Here is a 17531-nt window from a genome sequence, read left to right as displayed (position 1 = left end):
CCTGTATGAGAGTGGAGAAGGGGCAACGGGGACGGATATCCGTTCAGATGATCGGGGCTTCGGGGGCCGGAGCGGCTTGGGCGTCGGCACGCTCCTGGTCCTCGAGTTCGTCGACGGTGATGCGGTTGGTCCAGCGCGCGTCGGGGTCGGGTTGCGGGATGGAGTCGAGGAGGAGCTTGGTGTACGGGTGGGAGGGCTCGTGCATGACGGTGGAGACGGGGCCGCGTTCGACGATCTCGCCTTTGGTGATCACCATGACCTCGCCGCCGAGGTAGTAGACGGTGGAGAGGTCGTGGGTGATGAAGAGCGTGGTCATGCCGTGCTCGCGCTGGAAGTCGAGCAGGATGTCCAGGAAGTGCTTGCGGACCTGGGCATCCAGCATCGAGACGGGTTCGTCGGCGATGATGAACGACGGGCGCAGCATGTGGACGCGGGCCAGCATGATGCGTTGGCGCTGACCGCCGGAGAGCTGGTGCGGGTAGCGGCCGAGGACGTTCTCCGGCTCCAGCCGGACTGCTCGCAGCGACTCCTCGATCAGCTGCAGGCCCTTGGAACGGCTGGTGGTCAGCCCGAACTTCTTCACGGCCTTCCACAGCACGCGATCGACGCGATAGAACGGGTTGAAGATCGCGTACGGATCCTGGAAGACGGGCTGTACGTCGCGCCGGTAGGCGTCGTACTCGGCTCGGCTGAGTTTGAAGATGTCCTTGCCGCCGTAGAGAACACTGCCCGAGGTGGGCTTCTGCAGACCGAGGACGTTGCGGGCGATCGTGCTCTTGCCGCTGCCGCTCTGGCCGACCAGGCTAACGACCTGCGGCGGCTGGGCGGCGAGCGTGAAACTCACGTCGTCGACCGCGGTGATGTAGCCGGCGGCGACTCCGCGGGCGTGGAACCGTTGCTGGACATTGCGAAGCTCGAGCTCGGACTTCACGACGCTCTCCTTCCGAGCCGCGGGATGGACTCGATCAGCTGCCGCGTGTAGGCGTCCTGCGGATCCTTGAACACCTGCCGTACGTCGCCCACCTCGACCAGCCGGCCTTCGTACATGACCGCGACCCGGTCGACCAGTTGCGCGTGCACGCCCATGTCGTGCGAGATCACCATCAGCGTGACGCCGAAGTCGGTGCGCAGATCGGCCAGCGACTGCAGGATGACGCGCTGGATGGTGACGTCGAGCGCGGTGGTCGGCTCGTCAGCGATCACGAGATCGGGTTCGAGCGCGACCGCGATCGCCATCAGCACTCGCTGTTTCATCCCGCCCGACAGCTCGTGCGGGTACATCCGGGCTACTCGTGCTTCCAGACCGACCTGGCTGAGCAGGCGCGGGATCAACGTGTCGAGCTCGGCCTTGCGGGTCGGTGCGTGTTCCAGGATCACGTCCTTGAACTGGTCCTGCACCCGCATCACCGGGTTCAGCGAGCTCATGGATCCCTGCGGGAGATACGAGAGCGCGCTCCATCGCAGGACCCGGAGCTCCTCGCCGTTGACCTTCAGCAGGTCGACCGGCGACCGCCCTGCCGGATGGAACATCACCGACCCGGCGGTCACCTTGCCCGGCGGTTTGAGCAGCCGCAGCAGCGCCACGGCCAGCGTGCTCTTCCCGCTGCCCGACTCCCCCGCGATCCCGAGGATCTCGCCCCGGCGGACGGAGAGATCCAGCCCGCGAACAGCCTGGACGTCGCCGCGGCTGGTCGAGTAGGTGACGTCGAGTCCCTTGATCTCCAGCACCGAATCGGAGTCGCTCGCCGTCCCTTTGTGCTTCGCGGAAGCCTTCACCGACTCATTCACCGGCCACTCCCCTCAGCCGTGGGTTGTAGACCTCTTCGAGGCCGATGTTCACCATGTTCAGCGCGGCGAACAGCAAGGTCAGCAACGCGATCGGTACGACGAACATCGGCCACGCGCCCAGGGTCAGTGCACCGGTGTTGATCGCGGTGAAGATGATCTGACCGAGGTCGATCACGCCACCGGGACCGAGCCCGATCACCTCGAGCCCGACCAGGCCGAAGATCGCACCCAGTGCCGACGACGCGAAACCGACCCCGATGAACGGGAGCAGGTTCGGCAGTAGTTCGGTCGCGACGATCTCCAGGTCACGGGCCTTGCTGACCCGCGCCAGATCGACGTACGGGCGGGAGCGCAGGCTCAGCACCTGCGCGCGGATCGTCTTGGCCGCGAACGGCCAGGAGAAGATCGAGATCATCACCCCGACCTGGAACAGGCTCACGTTCTTCGCGTACGCCGAGAGCGCGATCAGCAGCGGAAACGTCGGGATCACCAGCAGGATCCCGGTGAACGTCGAGAGGATCCCGTCGATCCAGCCACCCTTGTAGCCGGCCACGAAGGCGACGATCACGCCGGCCACGGTCGAGATCACGCCGGCGATAGCGCCGATCTGCAGCGAAACCGCGAGGGCGCTCACCACCATGGCCAGTACGTCGCGGCCGAACTGGTCGGTCCCGAGCAGATGGTCGGGACCCGGCACCAGCCACCGCTCGTACGCCGCCAGCTCCAGCGGATCGGTCGACCCGCCGATCCCCTTCACGATCAGTGGACTGAACACCGCGATCAGCACCATCACGAGCAGCACCGCCAGCCCGATCGCCAACCGCCGGCTGTTCCGGATCGTCCGTAGTACAGCTGTCAGGATTCGCATGAGCATCACTTCCAGTACTTGACGCGCGGATCAAGCAACGGGAGGAGGAGATCGAGCAGGAGGACGGCGGTCAGCACGGAGAAGATCGCGATGTCCGTGACGCCGAGGATCGTGTTGAAGTCGAGTTGCTGGATCGCGGTGACCAGCGTCGTTCCGAGGCCTGGATAGTTGAAGAGCTGCTCGACCAGGACGTTGCCGTTGAAGATGAAGCCGAGCGAGATGCCGAAGGCGGTCACCTGCGGCAGGTAGCAGTTGCGCAGCGCGTAGCGGGTCAGGATCCGCCACGGCTTCAGGCCCTTGGCCTCGGCGTACACGAGGTAGTCCTCGCCGAGCACCGGCACCATCAGCATCCGCGTCGAGAGGATCCAGCTGAACGCCCCGATCAGCACGATCGACAAGCCTGGCAGCAACCCGTACTTGAGCAGGCTGCCGATGAACGCCGGACTGAACCCGGGATTGATGTTGGAGTCGTACGCCGAGCGCGCCGGCAGCCAGCCCAGTGAGTACGCGAAGATGTAGACCAGGATCAGCGCGACGAAGAAGAACGGCACATGGGAGAGCGCGATCGACAGGTTCGTCATGATCCGCGACCCGAGCTTGCCGCGCCGCCAGCCCGCGATCGCACCGATCACGATGCCGAGCACCCACGCCATAACGGCGGAGATGCCGAGCAAACCGATTGTCCAGGGCAACGATCGCAGGATGACGTCCTGCGCCGGAGTCGGGTAGCTGATCAGCGACGGCCCCAGATCGCCGTGCAGGATCAGCTTCTTCATGTATACCAGGTACTGCGAGAGCAGGTTCCCGTCGAGACCGAACTCGGCGCGGTACCGGGCGATGATCTCGGCCGAGGCCTGCTGGTTGTAGATGTAGTTCTGCTGCAGGCTCTGGATCAGCGTCTGGATCGGGTCACCGGGCATCAGCCGGAAGAAGAAGAACGCGATGGTGAGCGCTCCCCACAGTTCCACCAGGTAGAGCCCGAACCGGCGCACGGCGTACGCCGCGAGCGGATGCCGCGACATCCAGGCCCGCACCCCCGGCGAGGGTGCGGACTCCTGGGTCTTGTCGACAGCCACCACCGGCGGCGCCTCAGCGGTCACGCCGGGCCTTTCTGCCCGGTGGGCTTGATCTTGCCGAGGACGAAGATGAAGTGCGGCCACCAGTTCAGCGGCACCTCGTACAGATCGTCGTCGGTCGGCCAGCCCGTCCAGAACGCGGTGTGGAAGTACGACGGATAGCCGGTCTGGATCACCGAGAGCATCGGCAGTTCCTGGAAGTAGATCTCCAGCGCCTGGTCGAGCAGCGGCTTGGCCTCCGGGCTGCTCGGGTCGATCCCGGACAGTTGCCTGGACAGCGCATCGAACTTCGCGTTGCGGAACCGCATCTTGTTCTTGCCGGCCGCGTTCTTCCCGACCGGCTGCGCGCGGTCGCTGGTCCAGTCGCTGTAGAGCTGCTCGGGATCGACCGCGAACCCGGCCCAGCTGGCGTCGATGTCGTACTCACCACGCTCGAACTTCTCACCGTGCACACTGCCCGACAGGCTGCGCAGCGTCGCCGGTACGCCGACCTTGGCCAGCTCGGTCTTGAGCACGTTCGCGATCGCGTACTCACCACCGTCGACCGGCGACGGCGTGATGATCTCGAGGTTGATCTCCTTGCCCTTGTACGTCCGCTTGCCGGCCGCGTTCTTCGGCGCGATCTCGTCGAGGATCTCGACCGCCTTCTGCGGGTTGAACTCGAACTTGTACTTGTTCGCGAGCTCGTCGTTCTTCCAGACGTCGTTGTTCGGGTAGTCCGCCCACGGGTAGATCGCCGGGGGCACCTCGACCGGCCAGATCGACTTGCCGATCTTCTCCCGGTCCAGGCAGTAGTTGATCGCCCAGCGCATCTTCGGCTCCGAGATCACACCGCGGGCCGGGTCGCAGTTCAGCCACATCACCCGCGGGTTCGGGTCGTGGAACTGCGTGGTGACCAGGTTCGGGTAGCCGGTGTTGCGCAACTGCTTCGCGTGCTGCTCGTCGATCGAGCCGACGTCGAACTCGGCCCGCTCGAAGGCCAGCGACGCCTGGTCGGCCTGCTTCGAGGTGCTCTGGAAGACGACGTACTGCGGCTTGACGTCGAGCTTGTCCTTGTTCCAGTAGTTCGGGTCCTTCTCCCAGATGAACATCTTCTGGTTCCGGATCGCCTGCTTGAGCTTGTACGGCCCGGAGCGTACCGGCGGATTGTCCTTGTACTTCGTCGGGTCCTGCGACTTCCAGATGTGCTCGGGCATCAGGTTGATCGGCGCGCCGGCGATCGCGGCGATGAAGTTGTAGTGCAGCCGCGGGGTCGGCTTGAGCAGCTTGACGAGCGCGGTGTGCTCGTCGACGACGACGACCTCCTTGACGAACTCCTTCAGCTCGCCACCGCCGCCGAACAGGTCGGGCCGGTCCTTGAGCAGCAGCACGGTGAACCGGAAGTCCTTGGCGCCGAGCGGCTGCCCGTCGTTCCAGTGCGCCTTCGGGTCGAACTTCAGCGTCAGCTCGGTGTGGTTGTCGTTGTACTTGTACTCCGTGGCCAGCCACGGCGTCAGCTTGCCGGTGGCGAAACTGAGGAAGAACAAGGGTTCGGTGGTGAGCTCGACGCCGGCTCCACCGGGCGAGCCGTTCGGGATCATCCCGTTGAAGCTGTCGAAGACCGTGTACTCCACCTGGCCGACGACCACCGACTGATCCCGCGGGACCGGGATGTTGGCCTTGCCGATCTGGATCGACTTGGTGGCGACCGGCTTGTTGGCGGCTGGTTTGTCCGAGTAGGAGCCGCCGCCACCGGAGCAGGCGGCCAGCAGGCCGGTCAGCGCGGCCGCGGCACCTCCCCCGACGAGACTGCGGCGGCTGAGTTGGTAGCGCACTACCTCGGCGACGTCTTCGTACTGCGGCTGCGGTGCTTCGTTCATGACGAAAGTCACCTCCGTTTCCGTTGCGTTGACCACGGCATAACCGACCGAGAGGTGTCACGGACTATAAGTAGCGTTGACAACGTTGGCAAGAGTTCATTGCCACGTTGCAAAACCGCAGCCAAACCCGCAGGCCAGTGGATATACCAACCTCTGACAACGATGTTTCGCTGTCCGTAATCACGCCATGGAGCGCCCCCAGCCGTCGCCTTGGCCGGAACCGGTCAATGTGAAGATCTCCGGGTCGGCTACGACTACGGCATGTCAGCAGCGGCAGAACGAAAGGCAGGATCTCGATGTACGGCGGGCTCGCGCGATTCGTGGTCAGACCAGGCAAGCGGGACGAACTCCTGGACGTGGTGCGCTGGAGTGCTCGGATCGCCCGCGACGACGAGCCGGAGACATTGCGGCTCGATGTCTGGGAGGTCGCGGACGAGCCCGGCGTCGTGTACGTCTACGAGGCCTACACGAGCCGCGAAGCCTTCGAGGCGCACATCAAGAACCCCGCCGTCCAGCACTTCGGCGAGGTCGCCGACACCCTCGTCGAGGGCTGGAGCTTCGTCATCCCCTTCACCGACAGCGGCGGCTCGAACGCCGACTAGTCGTAGGAGGCGTCGGTGAGGAGTTCGGAGGCTCGGTGGGGTTCGTTGAGGACGGCGCGGATGACGTGCCGGCGGTCCCAGCGGGCGCTGGACCAGGCCAGGGCTTTGGCGAGGCCGTCGAAGGTGGCGGCGTGCGGGGCGCCGTCGGCGTCCACCCACCAGGAGACCTCGGCGCCGTCGACGGTCAGCTCCTCGTGCTCCCACCAGGTCGGTGGCACCTCGGGGACGAGTTCGCGTACCAGCTCCGGCACGTCGGCCGGCGTACCGGTGCCGTCGATCTTGCCTTCGGCAACTTCTTGCGCGAGCGGTACGTCGAGCAGGTCGCTCAGGCCGTCGGCCGCGGCGCCGGAGGCGATCACGAAACCGCCGAGATCCGTGCGCTGCAACCACATCGGGCTGTCCGCGACGACCGCCGCCTCGGCGTCGACCACCTCGGTCCAGCCGTCCTCGCCCAGCACGCGAACGCGCTCGGGCGCATCGCCCGGGAACAGCGGGAGCGTCCCGAGCTGGCGCCAGAAACGAAGGAGATCGCTCTCTGCGATCTCGTGGTCCGGATCGGCGAGGCGTTCCAGCACGAGGCTGATCCCGTCGGCGTCGAGGTCGCCGACCTCGCGGACAAGACCCACCGCGGAACGCACCTCGGGATCCAGCCCGCGGGTCCATTCGGGTGCCTCGTCCAGGAAGGCCGCGAGCACCGCATCGGCGTCGGGATCGGCGCGGCCGGCGAGCGGCTCGCCGTCCTCGAGGAGAACGCGTTCTCTGATCCACCAAGCCGAGTACGACGGCACGCCGAGCGGCCGGTCGTCCGGGCCGACCACGCGCACCTGGGTGACGAGCGCACGGCGTAGCTCCGGCTCGGTACCGAGGATGCCGAGAACCCGTGGCCAGGCGTCGTCCTTGATCCAGTCGAGGTCGCGGATCGCGGTCAGTTCGCCAACGGTCGCGCCGTACCGGGAACCGTCCGGCGCCACGTCGTACGCCCAGTCCTCGATCCCATCCAGGTCCTTGAGGGCCTCCGGCAACCGATCCAACGCGACGTCGGAGGCCGTGATCGTGCCGAGAGTCGCCAGTACGCCGACGGCCGCGAGCGCGGGCAGTCCGTAGCGCTCCACGACGGCAGGATCGATCGGCGCAACCTCCTCGGCGTCCAGTACCGCCTCTGCGTCGGAGCCGGGAACCACGAGCGCGTTTGCCGGGACCAGCTCGCCGTCCGCATCACGCAGTACGAGGTCGGACAGCCACCAGAGTCCCTCGGCCTGCGCGGGATCGGTCGCGACCAGACTGAGTACGGCGTGCGCGATCGCCTCCGGGTCGTCCGCATCGACGGAGTGCTCGACAGCCGTCCGTACGGCGCTGTCCTCCAACAGCGAGCGTGGTGAGGCCGGAATCGCGCCGAGCCGTTCGAGCGTCGGGTGCACGGCAGCTGGGTGAACGACGCGAACGCCGTACTCGCCGAACTCGGCAAGCACGTCGATCGGAAGCTCCGGACCAGGCAGCAGCAGGGCGCGGGCACCGCGGACGAGACGGCCGTCCGCGAGCGGAACCGGCAACGTACCAAGGGATTCCCGAAGGAGCGCGTCCGTCACCATGCCCGAGAGAGATTCGTAGAGAGCACTCCACCACTCCGGCGACTCATCGGCCGCCGCCGTCCCGAGCTGGTCCACGACCTCGGCCAACTCCAACCGCCGAACCCCGAGGGCATCCAGCGCCAGCCGATCCTCACGAGCTGACCGAATCAGCCCCGGAACGATCGGAGCCAGCACCCGATTGAACGCGTCATCCGACCCCTCAACCACAACCGCCTCGCGCGGCCGCAACAGCGCGCCATCCTCCACCGCCCGCACGATCGGCGTCGCAGGCAGCACCGCCAGAATCGCGTCCCGCAGAGCCTGATCCAACACTCCCGCCGCCAGCCCGGTAGGCACCAACTGCAGCACGTTGTGCTCGGTGCTCTGAGCATGTTCGCGGAGTAGTTCGGCGTAGGCGGTCGCGGCTTCGCGAACCAGGCGATCGGTCAGCGGACCCTTCGCCACATGACGGCGCGTCGGGTCGAGCGCGAAGCTGGCCAGCAGCAACGCCGGCAGAGAAAGCGCTTCCTCGGTGGGAGTCGGCGCCTGCACGACATTCGGCAACGCGGTGCTCGGATCACGCGGCAGGGCCCAAAGGATCGAGTAGTACGGACGGGAGCGCTCTTCGACAGGCCGATCGGCGAGCAACTGTTCACGTTCGTGGTGGTCGAACGTGCCTGCCGTGCGGTGGATCCACCAGCGCGACTCAGCCTCCTCCAAGACGCGTCTGCCGTCCGCCGTCTCGATCTCGATGCGAGACAGCCCCGGAAGTGCGAGCAGCAACGGGTCGCCGGCCTCGGCCAGCAGCCGGTCGACCAGAGCAACCGCTGCCTCGTCGCGCAAGGGCAGGATCACCGCAGTGTCGTAGCCGGTCGGAGGCTCACCTTCCGCCTCGAACGGCAACCGCAGTACAGGCACCTTGCCGTCACGCCGCCGCACCTCGGTGTCGAGCCCCGGAGCGCCAACTGCTGCTATGGCCGCTGCGGTGTCCGCCTTCGAGAACCGCACACCACCACTGCGTGACAACACAACCGGCTCGTCCGATACCGCGAGCACCGCGGAGAAGCCGACGCCGAACCGCCCGACAGCACCACGACCATCCGCATCCGCCTCGGGCGGCACCTCGTCGCGCTTGGCCGACGCCCGAAGCGTTGCCAGCGACTCCACACCTTCGGCAGACAACGGCGTACCGGTGTTCGCGACAACGAGCGTGTTGCCGCGGAACTCGAACAACACCCGGCCCGGTACGCCGGCGCGCAGAGCGGCATCGGCCGCGTTCTGGGCGAGCTCGATGACGAGGCGGTCGACGTACCCACCGAGAGCGAGGTCCTCCTCGGCGTTCGCGTCCTCCCGGAATCGCACCGGCGCGGCCGACCAGCCTGCCAGGACGCGTTCGCGGATCCCGGCCGTTCCGAACACATCGTCACTCACGCGGTGCAGTATGCCCGGTGCTCTCTCACTGGAACGAGCAGCCCGGGTTCGCGGCGTCCTCCGACAGCGGCGCACCCTTCGGGTTGAAGTAGTAGACGAGGAGGACGATCGGCTTGCCGGTCAGGTTGCGTCCGATGTGCACCTGGTGGTCGGGCTCACGGAAGACCGAGCCCTTCGCGTAGTGGCCATCGGACTTGCAGTCGCTGCCGAAGTGGTCGAGCGTGCCCTCGGCCACCCGGGCGAGCAGGTTGCCGTCGTGGAAGTGCCAGCCGGTCGTCCCGCCCGGCTGAATGGTGATCTTGCGGTAGACGATGTCGGTGTCGCCCACCGTCTGCTGCCACAGGATCTCGCCGGTGACGCCGGACGGCGGCGTTGCGGTCGCAGTGACCGGTACGGCGAGCGTCGCCGCCGCGAGACCGGTGATCGAGACCGCAGTGAGCGCTCTCCGCGTGACTCCGCGCATGAGTACTTCCCTTCGAAGTGGTTTGGTTTTCGTCAGGTGAAGACCGGCGAGCTGACCGCTTTGTGACATCGCCATTATGGTGGGTCGGTGATCCCACCCGGCAGCCAGTACGTCGCCCTTGGAAGTTCCTTCGCAGCGGGACCCGGCATCGCGCCGATCGTCGACAAGCCGGCCGGTCGATCCGGCGCCAACTACGCGCACCTCGTCGCCGCCGAGCTCGGCCTCGAGCTCACCGACGTCACGTACTCCGGCGCGACCACCGCACATCTGCTCGACACCCGCCAGGACGACGCACCGCCCCAACTCGATGCCGTCGGCCCCGATACCGCCTTCGTCACGATCACTGCCGGCGGCAACGATCTCGAGTACGTCGGCACCTTCATCCGCGGCAGCATCCTGAACACACTGGCCAAGCCGGCCACCCTCTTCGGCCGCCGGGTGGCGAACCGGATCCGGGCCCGCGTCAGCTATCTCAAGGACGACGCCGCCTACCAGGCCGCCGCGGACTCCCTGACCACTGTGGTCGAGAGCGTCCGTGAGCGCTCTCCGAACGCGCGCATCCTGCTCGTCGACTATCTGACGTTGGTCGGTCCGAGCACCCGCCCGCGCCTCGACGTACCGCTGAACGAAGAGCAGTTGCCCAGCGTCGCGATGATGGCCGACGGCCTGGCCGACGCCTTCGCCAAGGCCGCAGCCGCCAGCGGCGCGGAGCTGATCGCCGCCTCTGCCGCCAGCCGCGACCATGCCATCGGCTCCCCCGACCCTTGGACCACCGGCTTCACACTCCGCCCACCCGGCATCCTCGGCGGCTTCGTCCCCTACCACCCGAACGCGGCCGGCATGCGCGCCGTCGCCGACCTCATCGTCAACCACCTCCGCGCCTGAAAACTGTCGGCGGCCACCGCTACGTTGTGGTGCAGGTCGACGAGAGGAACAGTTCATGGCCGAGGTGGCACTGCGGGAGGTCGAGGACGCCGATCTCGACGCGCTCTTCGAGCAGATGCGGGACCCGGAATCCGTCCGGATGGCAGCCTTCACCGCCCGGGACCCCAACGACCGCGCCGCCTTCGACGCTCACATCGCACGGCTGAGATCCGATCCCGACCTGAGCTTCCTGGCCGTCACCCTCGACGGGCAACTGGCCGGCACCGTCGGCAGCTTCGAGCTGGAAGGCGACACCGAGGTCACCTACTGGATCAACCGGTCCCTCTGGGGACAGGGCGTCGCCAGCCGCGCCCTCGCCCTCCTCCTTGAGCGCATCACCGTCCGCCCGATCCACGCCCGCGCCGCCAGCGACAACCTCGCATCGCTCAAGGTTCTGCACCGCGCCGGCTTCGTCACCACCGGCACCGACACCGGCTACGCCAACGCCCGCCAAGCCGAGATCGAGGAAACCATCCTTCGCCTCAACTGACTCCGGAAGCCTGAAAGAATCGGAAACGTGTCGGACAGGGAGAGATGTGACTTCCCTGCCTGAGGCTCGGTTCGAGGCGCTCGTGCGTGCCGTCGGTGAGCCGCTGCACCGCTACTTGCTCCGGCGGGCCGACCCGGCCGCAGTCGACGACGTACTGGCCGAAACGCTGCTCGTCCTCTGGCGGCGGATCGACGACGTACCGCAGCTCGACGACGTTCTGCCTTGGTGCTACGGCGTCGCCCGCGGCTGCCTCGCCAATGCTCGCCGGGCGGAGCGGCGACGGCTCCGGCTGGTCGACAAGCTGGCGTGGACGTCGCCGGTCTCCGCGCCGGCCGAGCACACCGAGCTGTACGACGCATTGCGCACTCTCGGCGAGATCGATCGCGAGGTCGTCCTGCTCTGGGCCTGGGAGGGACTCACGCCGCGGGGCATCGCCGAGGTGACCGGCCTGACCGCGAACGCGGTCAGCATTCGGTTGCACCGGGCAAAGAAAAAACTCGCCGCCGAGCTCGAGCGAAAGAACGGCGTCGCGTCCGGACAGGAACAGGTCACGAGAGGGAGTGAACTGTGAACGACAACGAACTGCTGGCCCGGCTGACAGCCGCCGATCCGGCCTCACGTGCTCCCCGCCCCGACCTCGATCGCCTCCTGGAGGACACGATGACTGCCGGCACCGAACCCCGTCCCACCACGACCCGCCGTCGCTGGGTCCCAGCTGCGGCGGCCGCCGCCGTACTGATCGCTGCGGGCGCCGTCGTCTGGGGCAGCAACGGAAACGACGACCCAGTGGCCGCTCCACCTGCCGTCAGGCTGACGATGGCCGGTGGCGCCACCGGCAAGTGCCGCGCTCCCGAGATTGCCGACTTCAAGGACCTGCCGGTCGCCTTCGAAGGCCAGGTCACCGCGATCAAGGGTGATCTGGTCACGCTGAAGGTGGCGCACTGGTACCGCGGCGGTCCCGCCGATACCGTCGAGGTGCAGTCCATGCCCGAAGACGTCGCTACGCTCCTCGGCGTCGATTTCAGCATCGGCGACAGCTATCTCGTCTCCGCCGCCGACGGCCAGGTCAGCACCTGCGGCCACAGCGGTCCCGCCGATCCCGACCTTCGCCGCCTCTACGAGGAGGCGTTCCCGAAGCGCTAGATCCGCTCGAGCAACTGGTGCAGCGCCTCGAGCAGCTTTCCGTCGTTCTCGGCGTGGGCCGTCACGGTGATCGTGGTGCGCGCCGACGGGCTGATCAGGGCGTACTGCCCGTAGCGACCATCCATCCGGTAAATGTCGCCTTGGTCGATCCAGACGCCGAGCCCGTAGCCGTGCCGCCAGCGATCGCCGTACTCGGGGTCGCTGGGATCGACGAGGTCGCTGGTGTCGAAGGCCTCGCCCGTCATCCGGCGTACATAGTCGGCCGGCACGAGCTGCCGGCCTTCCCACGCGCCCTCCTGCAACAGAAGTTGCGCGAATCGCGCCAACTCGTGCGTCCGCAGGAACAAGTCGCTCTCGGCGAACGAGTACCCGTTCGGGCACGTGTGCCAGGCCGGGTTGTGCAGATCGAGCGGTGCGAACAGCCGCGGCATCAGGTACGCACGGAGGTCGGCACCGGTGACGCGAGCGATGACGCGGCCGACGGCGTACGGGCCGGACCCCGTGTAGGAGAACACCGTGCCGGGGGCCGCGACAAGCGGTGCGGCGACGATCTCGTGCAACAGGTCCGCGGCATCGATCCGCACATCGGCGAACCAGTTGTGGCTGCTTCCGCTGGTCATCGTCGTCAAGTGGCGCAACGTCACCTCCTCGACGCCGTCCGCCGCCATCGACCGCAGCTCAGGAAAGTGATCCAGCAACCGGTCGTCGAGCCCCAGCCGCCCTTCGGCCTCGGCCATCCCCAACGCGACCGACGTGAAGGTCTTCGAGACCGAGTACAGATTCACCCGGTCGTCGGAGCGCATCCGCCGTTCGACCAACGGCGATCCCTCCCGGTACACGCAGATCCCGTACACACCCAGGTTGTCATCGACGTTCGCCTGCACGAAGTCGTCCAGCAGTTCGCCATCCACGCCCGCATCCTAGGCCGGACCTGACAGTCCGGCTGCCTTGCAGAGAGCGTTGAAGCCGTCCTCGGTACCGTGCCAGTGTGACCTCAGGGGGTTCGAGCCCGACTCGGCGAACGATGCTGCGCAGGACCGCGACCACGATGATCGCGTCGTCGGCGTACCCGAGGACGGGGATGAAGTCGGGGATCAGGTCGATCGGGATCGCCAGGTAGGCCATCAGCAGCACCAGCCTGATCCGGACGCCGCGCGGCTGACTGCTGTCCGTGGCGAGGTCCTTGAGCAGCCTGATCAGGTCGGGCAGGATGCGCAGCGCTTCGCGCAGCACGTTGCCCTTGGGGCGGACAAGCAGCAAGGCAATCACCAAGGCGAGCCAGGCAACCACGATCGCGGCGCCGAGCCCGACCAGCAGGTCCTTCCACATCCTCGAACGCTACTTCGGGCCCGCTACGGCGTGTGGACGTACGGCGTGGTGGTGGTGACCGGGAGGAAGCCGAGGCGCTGCAGGATCGGGGAGCTGTCGTCGGAGGCGTCGACGTGGAGATACTTGTAGCCGCGGGCAACGGCTTGGGCGGCGCGAACGGCGACGAGGGCCTTGTAGATGCCCTGGCCGCGCCATTCGGCCAGGGTCGAGCCGCCCCAAAGACCGGTGAACTCGGTGTTCTGCTTGTAGACCGCCCAGGCGGCCGAGACGACCTGGCCATCGGCTTCGGCGACATAGATGTCGGTGCGGCCGGTCTCGTGCCGGCGCTGCAGGTCGTCGGTGAGCCAGGACCAGTCGTCGTTCCAGACCGTCGACTCCATCGCGGTGATCCGCTCGAAGTCGGCACGTTCGGAGACCAGGCGAATCGTCACGCCGTCGACAACATCGCGCCCCTGCAGGCGGTTCGCGATGTCCGCGCTCTCTGCGATCAGGACCGTCTCCTGGTCCTCCGGCTCGAAGCCGGCCGCTCGCAGCCGCTCGGGCAGATCCGTCGGCAGGTCGTGCGCGCGGAACTTCCACTCCACCGGCTGGCCCTTGGCCGCGAAGAAGTCCCGCTGCCGGGCAATCAGCGCGTCGAGCTCAGCGCCGTCGAGTCCCGCGACGGAGCGGTAACTCACGAAGCCGCGATTCGGGTACTCGACCCGGATCACCGGCCCGTCGGTACTCGTCGGAACGCCGGCGGTCTCGTTGGTGCCGCGCAGTTGATCGTCGTACGCCGCGAGTAGTCGGGCGAGCTGCTGGTCATCAGTCACAGGAGGACTCTGTCACGAAGTGGCTTGCAGAAGGATTCGGAGGAGCGATTCGAGCTGATCCTGCTGAGCTTCCGGGAGAGCCCTCACCAGGGATTGCTCGACGTCCTGGATGTCGCCGATACCGCGTTGCCAGATGTCGAGCCCGGCCGGGGTCAGGCGGGCGAGCACCTTGCGGCGGTCGTCGCGGTCGTGGTGGCGCTCGACGTACCCGCGACGCTCGAGCGCGTCGAGCCGGTTGGTGAGCGCGGCGGGCGACATCGAGAGGTGCTTGGCGAGCTCACCGGGAGTCGCCTGGTACGGCGAGCCGTTGCGGCGCAGCAGGTGCAGGGTCTTGAACTCCCACCACTGCATCTCGTACTTCGCCAGCACGGCATCGCGACTGCGGTCGAGGTACTGACCGAGCGACTGCAGCCGGACCGCGATGCCCTCGACGCGGCGATCGAAGCCGGGGATCTCGCGCTCCCACTGGTCGACGTGCCAGGCCACGAAATCTTCTTTCACCCGATTGATCTTTCACCGGCTGAAGCTTAGTTGTCAAACATTTCGACGTCGAAGTACTTTCGGTGCACCAGTTCGGGATCGGTAAGGGGACTTCACATGGTGCAGGTCGAGGTATCGGCGGTAGTCGCTGCGGCGCGGCAGTTGATGTTGGCGGGTCAGTGGGGTGTGGCCCGCGGGTTGCTGGCGGCGACCCAGGCTGCGGAGCCGGCGGACACTCGGAGGGTCGCGCTCGCCCTCGCCGAGGTGTCGGTGGACGAGGACTTCGCCCGGCAGACGCAGTCCGGGACGGCCGCGTTGGAGGCACTCGGCCGCGCAGTGGAGACGTTGCCTGATGCAACGACTCGCTGGGACGCCGCCCTGCTGCAGCTGCGGTCCGACTATGCACCGGCGCTGTTTTCCGGAGCGGCTGAGCTTGGGGACTCGTTACTGGCTCAGGCGCTCGTCCTGCGAGACACCGCTCCTGACGACGGCCGGGCCGGTATGGCGGCGTTCTACGCCGGCGCGATCGCCGACAACCTGCTCGCCGATTCGGCGACGGCCTTCACGCACTACACCGAGGCGCTGAAACGGGGAGAGACCGCTGCCGATGATCTCGTCATCTCTCTCGCGCTGCGGCACCTCGGCGATCACGCCCACACTGCCGGCGACCTGGAGCTCGCGCGGGCGCAGTGGGAGCGGTCGACGGAGTTGCGCCAGAAGATCGGACATCTCCTGGGAGCGCTTGCTCAGCAGGTCCTGCTGTCGGTGCTGCTCAAAACCGAGGGCGACGAGGCCGGAGCGCGTGCGCTGGCCACGGAGGTCAACCGGTGGGCGGGCCAGGCCGGCATCCCGTTCATCGAGAAGCAGACCGCCGCAATGCTGGATTGACTGGCAGCCCGAACTCCGCCGGTACGCCGGGGCTGTACAGCACGTGGTCGGGTGGCCCGGCCGGATCGGGCAATCCGACCGACGGGAACAGACCCGGCATGTGCAGCTTGGTGAGCGTCGCGGAGTGGAGCTCCCACGTGGGATGCCAGTTCGGCAGGTACCACGTGCGGCCCGCTCGGTAGGTGTGCAAACCCCAGCGGGCCGTGAGGAAGTCAGCCAGCGGGTCGGTGGAGACTGCCGGCCCGGTGTCGACCGCGATCTGGGCGGCCGCGGAAACACCGGGCCGGCGCAGTGTCGAGGCGTAGGTGTGCGTGTCCCCACTGCGAGTGTGGGTCATCCGGGCCCAGCGATACGGGAGCGCGAAGACCGCGCGAGCGATCGAGACCACGGCGAGCCGGTTCGCATCGAGGCTGAGGAAGACGACACCGCGGCGGCCGGCGGTGTCGACCGAGTAGAGCCGGATGTTCGTTTCGAGGAACGTGCCGAAGTACGGGACGGCGGGACCGTGCGGAAGCCCGGTACCAACCATGCGGAACGGGACAAGACCGACGTACGTGCGTCCCTCGAAGACATCCAGCCTAGTGCCGGGCGGGAAGAAGTGCGCGACCGCGGCGGGATCGACCGCCCAGTGCAGGAAGGTCAGATCCAGCCACTGCTGCCGGAGGATCCGGGGACGCCGGAGCGCGGGCGCGTCCGGCCAGACGACAGCCATGCAACGAGCGTAGCCGCCCTGGAGGCCCCCGACCTGGTCGCCGGTGACCTCCAGGACTTCTTCACCAACTAGGAGGAGAAGGCCGCGTCGAAGGATGCGGTGGGTGGGTCGAAGGCCAGGGTCTTGACGAACTGGAGGGCTTCGGCGGCGCCGACCAGGCGGTCCATGCCGGCGTCTTCCCATTCGACCGAGATCGGGCCGGTGTAGCCGATCGTGTTGAGCATCCGGAAGCAGGCTTCCCAGGGGACGTCGCCGTGGCCGGTGGAGACGAAGTCCCAGCCGCGGCGGGGGTCGCCCCAGGCGAGGTGGGAACCCATCCGGCCGTTGCGGCCGTTGCCGACCTGGCGCTTCGCGTCCTTGCAGTCGACGTGGTAGATCCGGTCCTTGAAGTCCCAGAGGAAGCCGACCGGGTCGAGGTCCTGCCAGACGAAGTGGGACGGGTCCCAGTTCAGGCCGAAGGCCTCGCGGTGGCCGATGGCGTCCAGGGTCGCGGTCGTCGACCAGTAGTCGTAGGCGATCTCGGACGGGTGCACCTCGTGGGCGAACTTGACGCCGACCTCGTCGAAGACGTCGAGGATCGGGTTCCAGCGGTCCGCGAAGTCGCGGTAGCCGGCCTCGATCATCGCCGGCGGGACCGGCGGGAACATCGCGACGGTCTTCCAGATCGACGAGCCGGTGAAGCCCACCACGACGTCGACGCCGAGTGCCCGCGCGGCGCGGGCGGTGGTCTCCATCTCCGCGGCGGCCCGCTGCCGGACGCCTTCGGGATCGCCGTCGCCCCAGATGTGCGCCGGCAGGATCGCCTGGTGCCGCTGGTCGATCGGGTCGTCGCAGATCGCCTGGCCGAGCAGGTGGTTGGAGATCGTCCAAACCTTGAGGTTGTACTTCTCCAGGATGTCCAGCCGGTTCCGGACGTAGCCGTCGTCCTCGGCGGCGCGGCGGACGTCCAGGTGGTCACCCCAGCAGGCGATCTCCAGGCCGTCGTAGCCCCACGACGACGCCAGCCGGGCGACTTCCTCGAACGGCAGATCGGCCCACTGGCCGGTGAACAGGGTGATCGGTCGTGCCATCACAAACTCCTCGTTTCAAGGGATGGTG

General features: G+C 67.3%; 19 protein-coding genes. 6 read left to right on the top strand and 13 right to left on the bottom strand.

The annotated features are described in order from the left end of the window. Positions 1-43: 43 nt before the first annotated feature. From ABZS29_RS19015 to ABZS29_RS18995, 5 genes are read right to left on the bottom strand one after another with little or no spacing between them, the layout of a single operon-like run. A complete protein-coding gene (locus ABZS29_RS19015; protein WP_355463555.1) occupies positions 44-931 on the bottom strand; it encodes an ABC transporter ATP-binding protein in 888 nt (295 codons plus the stop codon). Continuing rightward, entirely contained in the window at positions 928-1788 is an 861-nt protein-coding gene (locus ABZS29_RS19010) for an ABC transporter ATP-binding protein (protein ID WP_355463554.1), read from the bottom strand. The genes ABZS29_RS19015 and ABZS29_RS19010 overlap by 4 nt, the downstream gene beginning before the upstream one ends. Continuing rightward, entirely contained in the window at positions 1781-2656 is an 876-nt protein-coding gene (locus tag ABZS29_RS19005; RefSeq protein WP_355463553.1) for an ABC transporter permease, read from the bottom strand. Before ABZS29_RS19005 ends, ABZS29_RS19010 begins: the two co-directional genes overlap by 8 nt. Positions 2657-2661: 5 nt before the next feature. Next, positions 2662-3756, bottom strand: a complete 1095-nt coding sequence (locus ABZS29_RS19000; RefSeq protein WP_355463552.1) for an ABC transporter permease — start codon at positions 3754-3756, stop codon at positions 2662-2664. Next, positions 3753-5591: an ABC transporter substrate-binding protein gene (locus ABZS29_RS18995; protein ID WP_355463551.1), complete on the bottom strand. Its 1839-nt coding sequence runs from the start codon at positions 5589-5591 to the stop codon at positions 3753-3755. The genes ABZS29_RS19000 and ABZS29_RS18995 overlap by 4 nt, the downstream gene beginning before the upstream one ends. Positions 5592-5887: 296 nt before the next feature. On the opposite strand from ABZS29_RS18995, the gene ABZS29_RS18990 reads away from it, so the two are divergent. Then, positions 5888-6193 carry a putative quinol monooxygenase gene (locus ABZS29_RS18990; RefSeq protein WP_355463550.1) on the top strand — a complete coding sequence of 102 codons (306 nt, stop codon included), beginning with the start codon at positions 5888-5890 and terminating at the stop codon, positions 6191-6193. On the opposite strand, the gene ABZS29_RS18985 is transcribed toward ABZS29_RS18990, so the two are convergent. Both ABZS29_RS18985 and ABZS29_RS18980 read right to left on the bottom strand, forming a co-directional pair. Continuing rightward, a complete protein-coding gene (locus tag ABZS29_RS18985; protein ID WP_355463549.1) occupies positions 6190-9192 on the bottom strand; it encodes a hypothetical protein in 3003 nt (1000 codons plus the stop codon). The two genes, ABZS29_RS18990 and ABZS29_RS18985, sit on opposite strands and share 4 nt — an antisense overlap. Positions 9193-9217: 25 nt before the next feature. Beyond that, on the bottom strand, positions 9218-9655 hold the full coding sequence (locus tag ABZS29_RS18980; protein ID WP_355463548.1) for a cupin domain-containing protein: 438 nt from the start codon (positions 9653-9655) through the stop codon (positions 9218-9220). Positions 9656-9742: 87 nt separating this feature from the next. Here ABZS29_RS18980 and ABZS29_RS18975 point away from each other — a divergent pair, with 87 nt between their 5' ends. From ABZS29_RS18975 to ABZS29_RS18960, 4 genes are read left to right on the top strand one after another with little or no spacing between them, the layout of a single operon-like run. Then, positions 9743-10540 (top strand): SGNH/GDSL hydrolase family protein, encoded by a 798-nt coding sequence (locus ABZS29_RS18975; RefSeq protein WP_355463547.1) that lies wholly within the window; start codon positions 9743-9745, stop codon positions 10538-10540. 55 nt (positions 10541-10595) lie between these two features. Next, on the top strand, positions 10596-11069 hold the full coding sequence (locus ABZS29_RS18970; protein ID WP_355463546.1) for a GNAT family N-acetyltransferase: 474 nt from the start codon (positions 10596-10598) through the stop codon (positions 11067-11069). 46 nt (positions 11070-11115) lie between these two features. Further along, the gene (locus tag ABZS29_RS18965) at positions 11116-11640 is read left to right on the top strand and encodes a sigma-70 family RNA polymerase sigma factor (RefSeq protein WP_355463545.1); all 525 of its coding nucleotides are present in this window, start codon (positions 11116-11118) and stop codon (positions 11638-11640) included. After that, on the top strand, positions 11637-12212 hold the full coding sequence (locus ABZS29_RS18960; RefSeq protein WP_355463544.1) for a hypothetical protein: 576 nt from the start codon (positions 11637-11639) through the stop codon (positions 12210-12212). Before ABZS29_RS18965 ends, ABZS29_RS18960 begins: the two co-directional genes overlap by 4 nt. On the opposite strand, the gene ABZS29_RS18955 is transcribed toward ABZS29_RS18960, so the two are convergent. From ABZS29_RS18955 to ABZS29_RS18940, 4 genes are read right to left on the bottom strand one after another with little or no spacing between them, the layout of a single operon-like run. Then, positions 12209-13123, bottom strand: coding sequence for a serine hydrolase (locus ABZS29_RS18955; RefSeq protein ID WP_355463543.1), 915 nt, complete (start codon positions 13121-13123; stop codon positions 12209-12211). The genes ABZS29_RS18960 and ABZS29_RS18955 overlap by 4 nt on opposite strands. Then, positions 13077-13541: a YkvA family protein gene (locus ABZS29_RS18950; protein ID WP_355463542.1), complete on the bottom strand. Its 465-nt coding sequence runs from the start codon at positions 13539-13541 to the stop codon at positions 13077-13079. Before ABZS29_RS18950 ends, ABZS29_RS18955 begins: the two co-directional genes overlap by 47 nt. Positions 13542-13564: 23 nt before the next feature. Then, positions 13565-14353: a GNAT family N-acetyltransferase gene (locus tag ABZS29_RS18945; RefSeq protein WP_355463541.1), complete on the bottom strand. Its 789-nt coding sequence runs from the start codon at positions 14351-14353 to the stop codon at positions 13565-13567. A gap of 12 nt (positions 14354-14365) precedes the next feature. Beyond that, a complete protein-coding gene (locus tag ABZS29_RS18940; RefSeq protein ID WP_355463540.1) occupies positions 14366-14854 on the bottom strand; it encodes a MarR family transcriptional regulator in 489 nt (162 codons plus the stop codon). 96 nt (positions 14855-14950) lie between these two features. Here ABZS29_RS18940 and ABZS29_RS18935 point away from each other — a divergent pair, with 96 nt between their 5' ends. Next, positions 14951-15721: a hypothetical protein gene (locus ABZS29_RS18935; protein WP_355463539.1), complete on the top strand. Its 771-nt coding sequence runs from the start codon at positions 14951-14953 to the stop codon at positions 15719-15721. Here the strand turns inward: ABZS29_RS18935 and ABZS29_RS18930 are convergent. Continuing rightward, positions 15687-16433 carry a DUF2071 domain-containing protein gene (locus ABZS29_RS18930; RefSeq protein WP_355463538.1) on the bottom strand — a complete coding sequence of 249 codons (747 nt, stop codon included), beginning with the start codon at positions 16431-16433 and terminating at the stop codon, positions 15687-15689. The genes ABZS29_RS18935 and ABZS29_RS18930 overlap by 35 nt on opposite strands. A gap of 68 nt (positions 16434-16501) precedes the next feature. Then, complete coding sequence (locus tag ABZS29_RS18925) at positions 16502-17503, bottom strand: sugar phosphate isomerase/epimerase family protein (protein ID WP_355463537.1); 1002 nt, start codon at positions 17501-17503, stop codon at positions 16502-16504. Positions 17504-17531: the final 28 nt, after the last annotated feature.

The sequence above is a fragment of the Kribbella sp. NPDC005582 genome (assembly GCF_040605415.1).
Classification (GTDB): Bacteria; Actinomycetota; Actinomycetes; order Propionibacteriales; family Kribbellaceae; genus Kribbella.
This window is presented reverse-complemented; position numbering and strand designations above follow the sequence as displayed.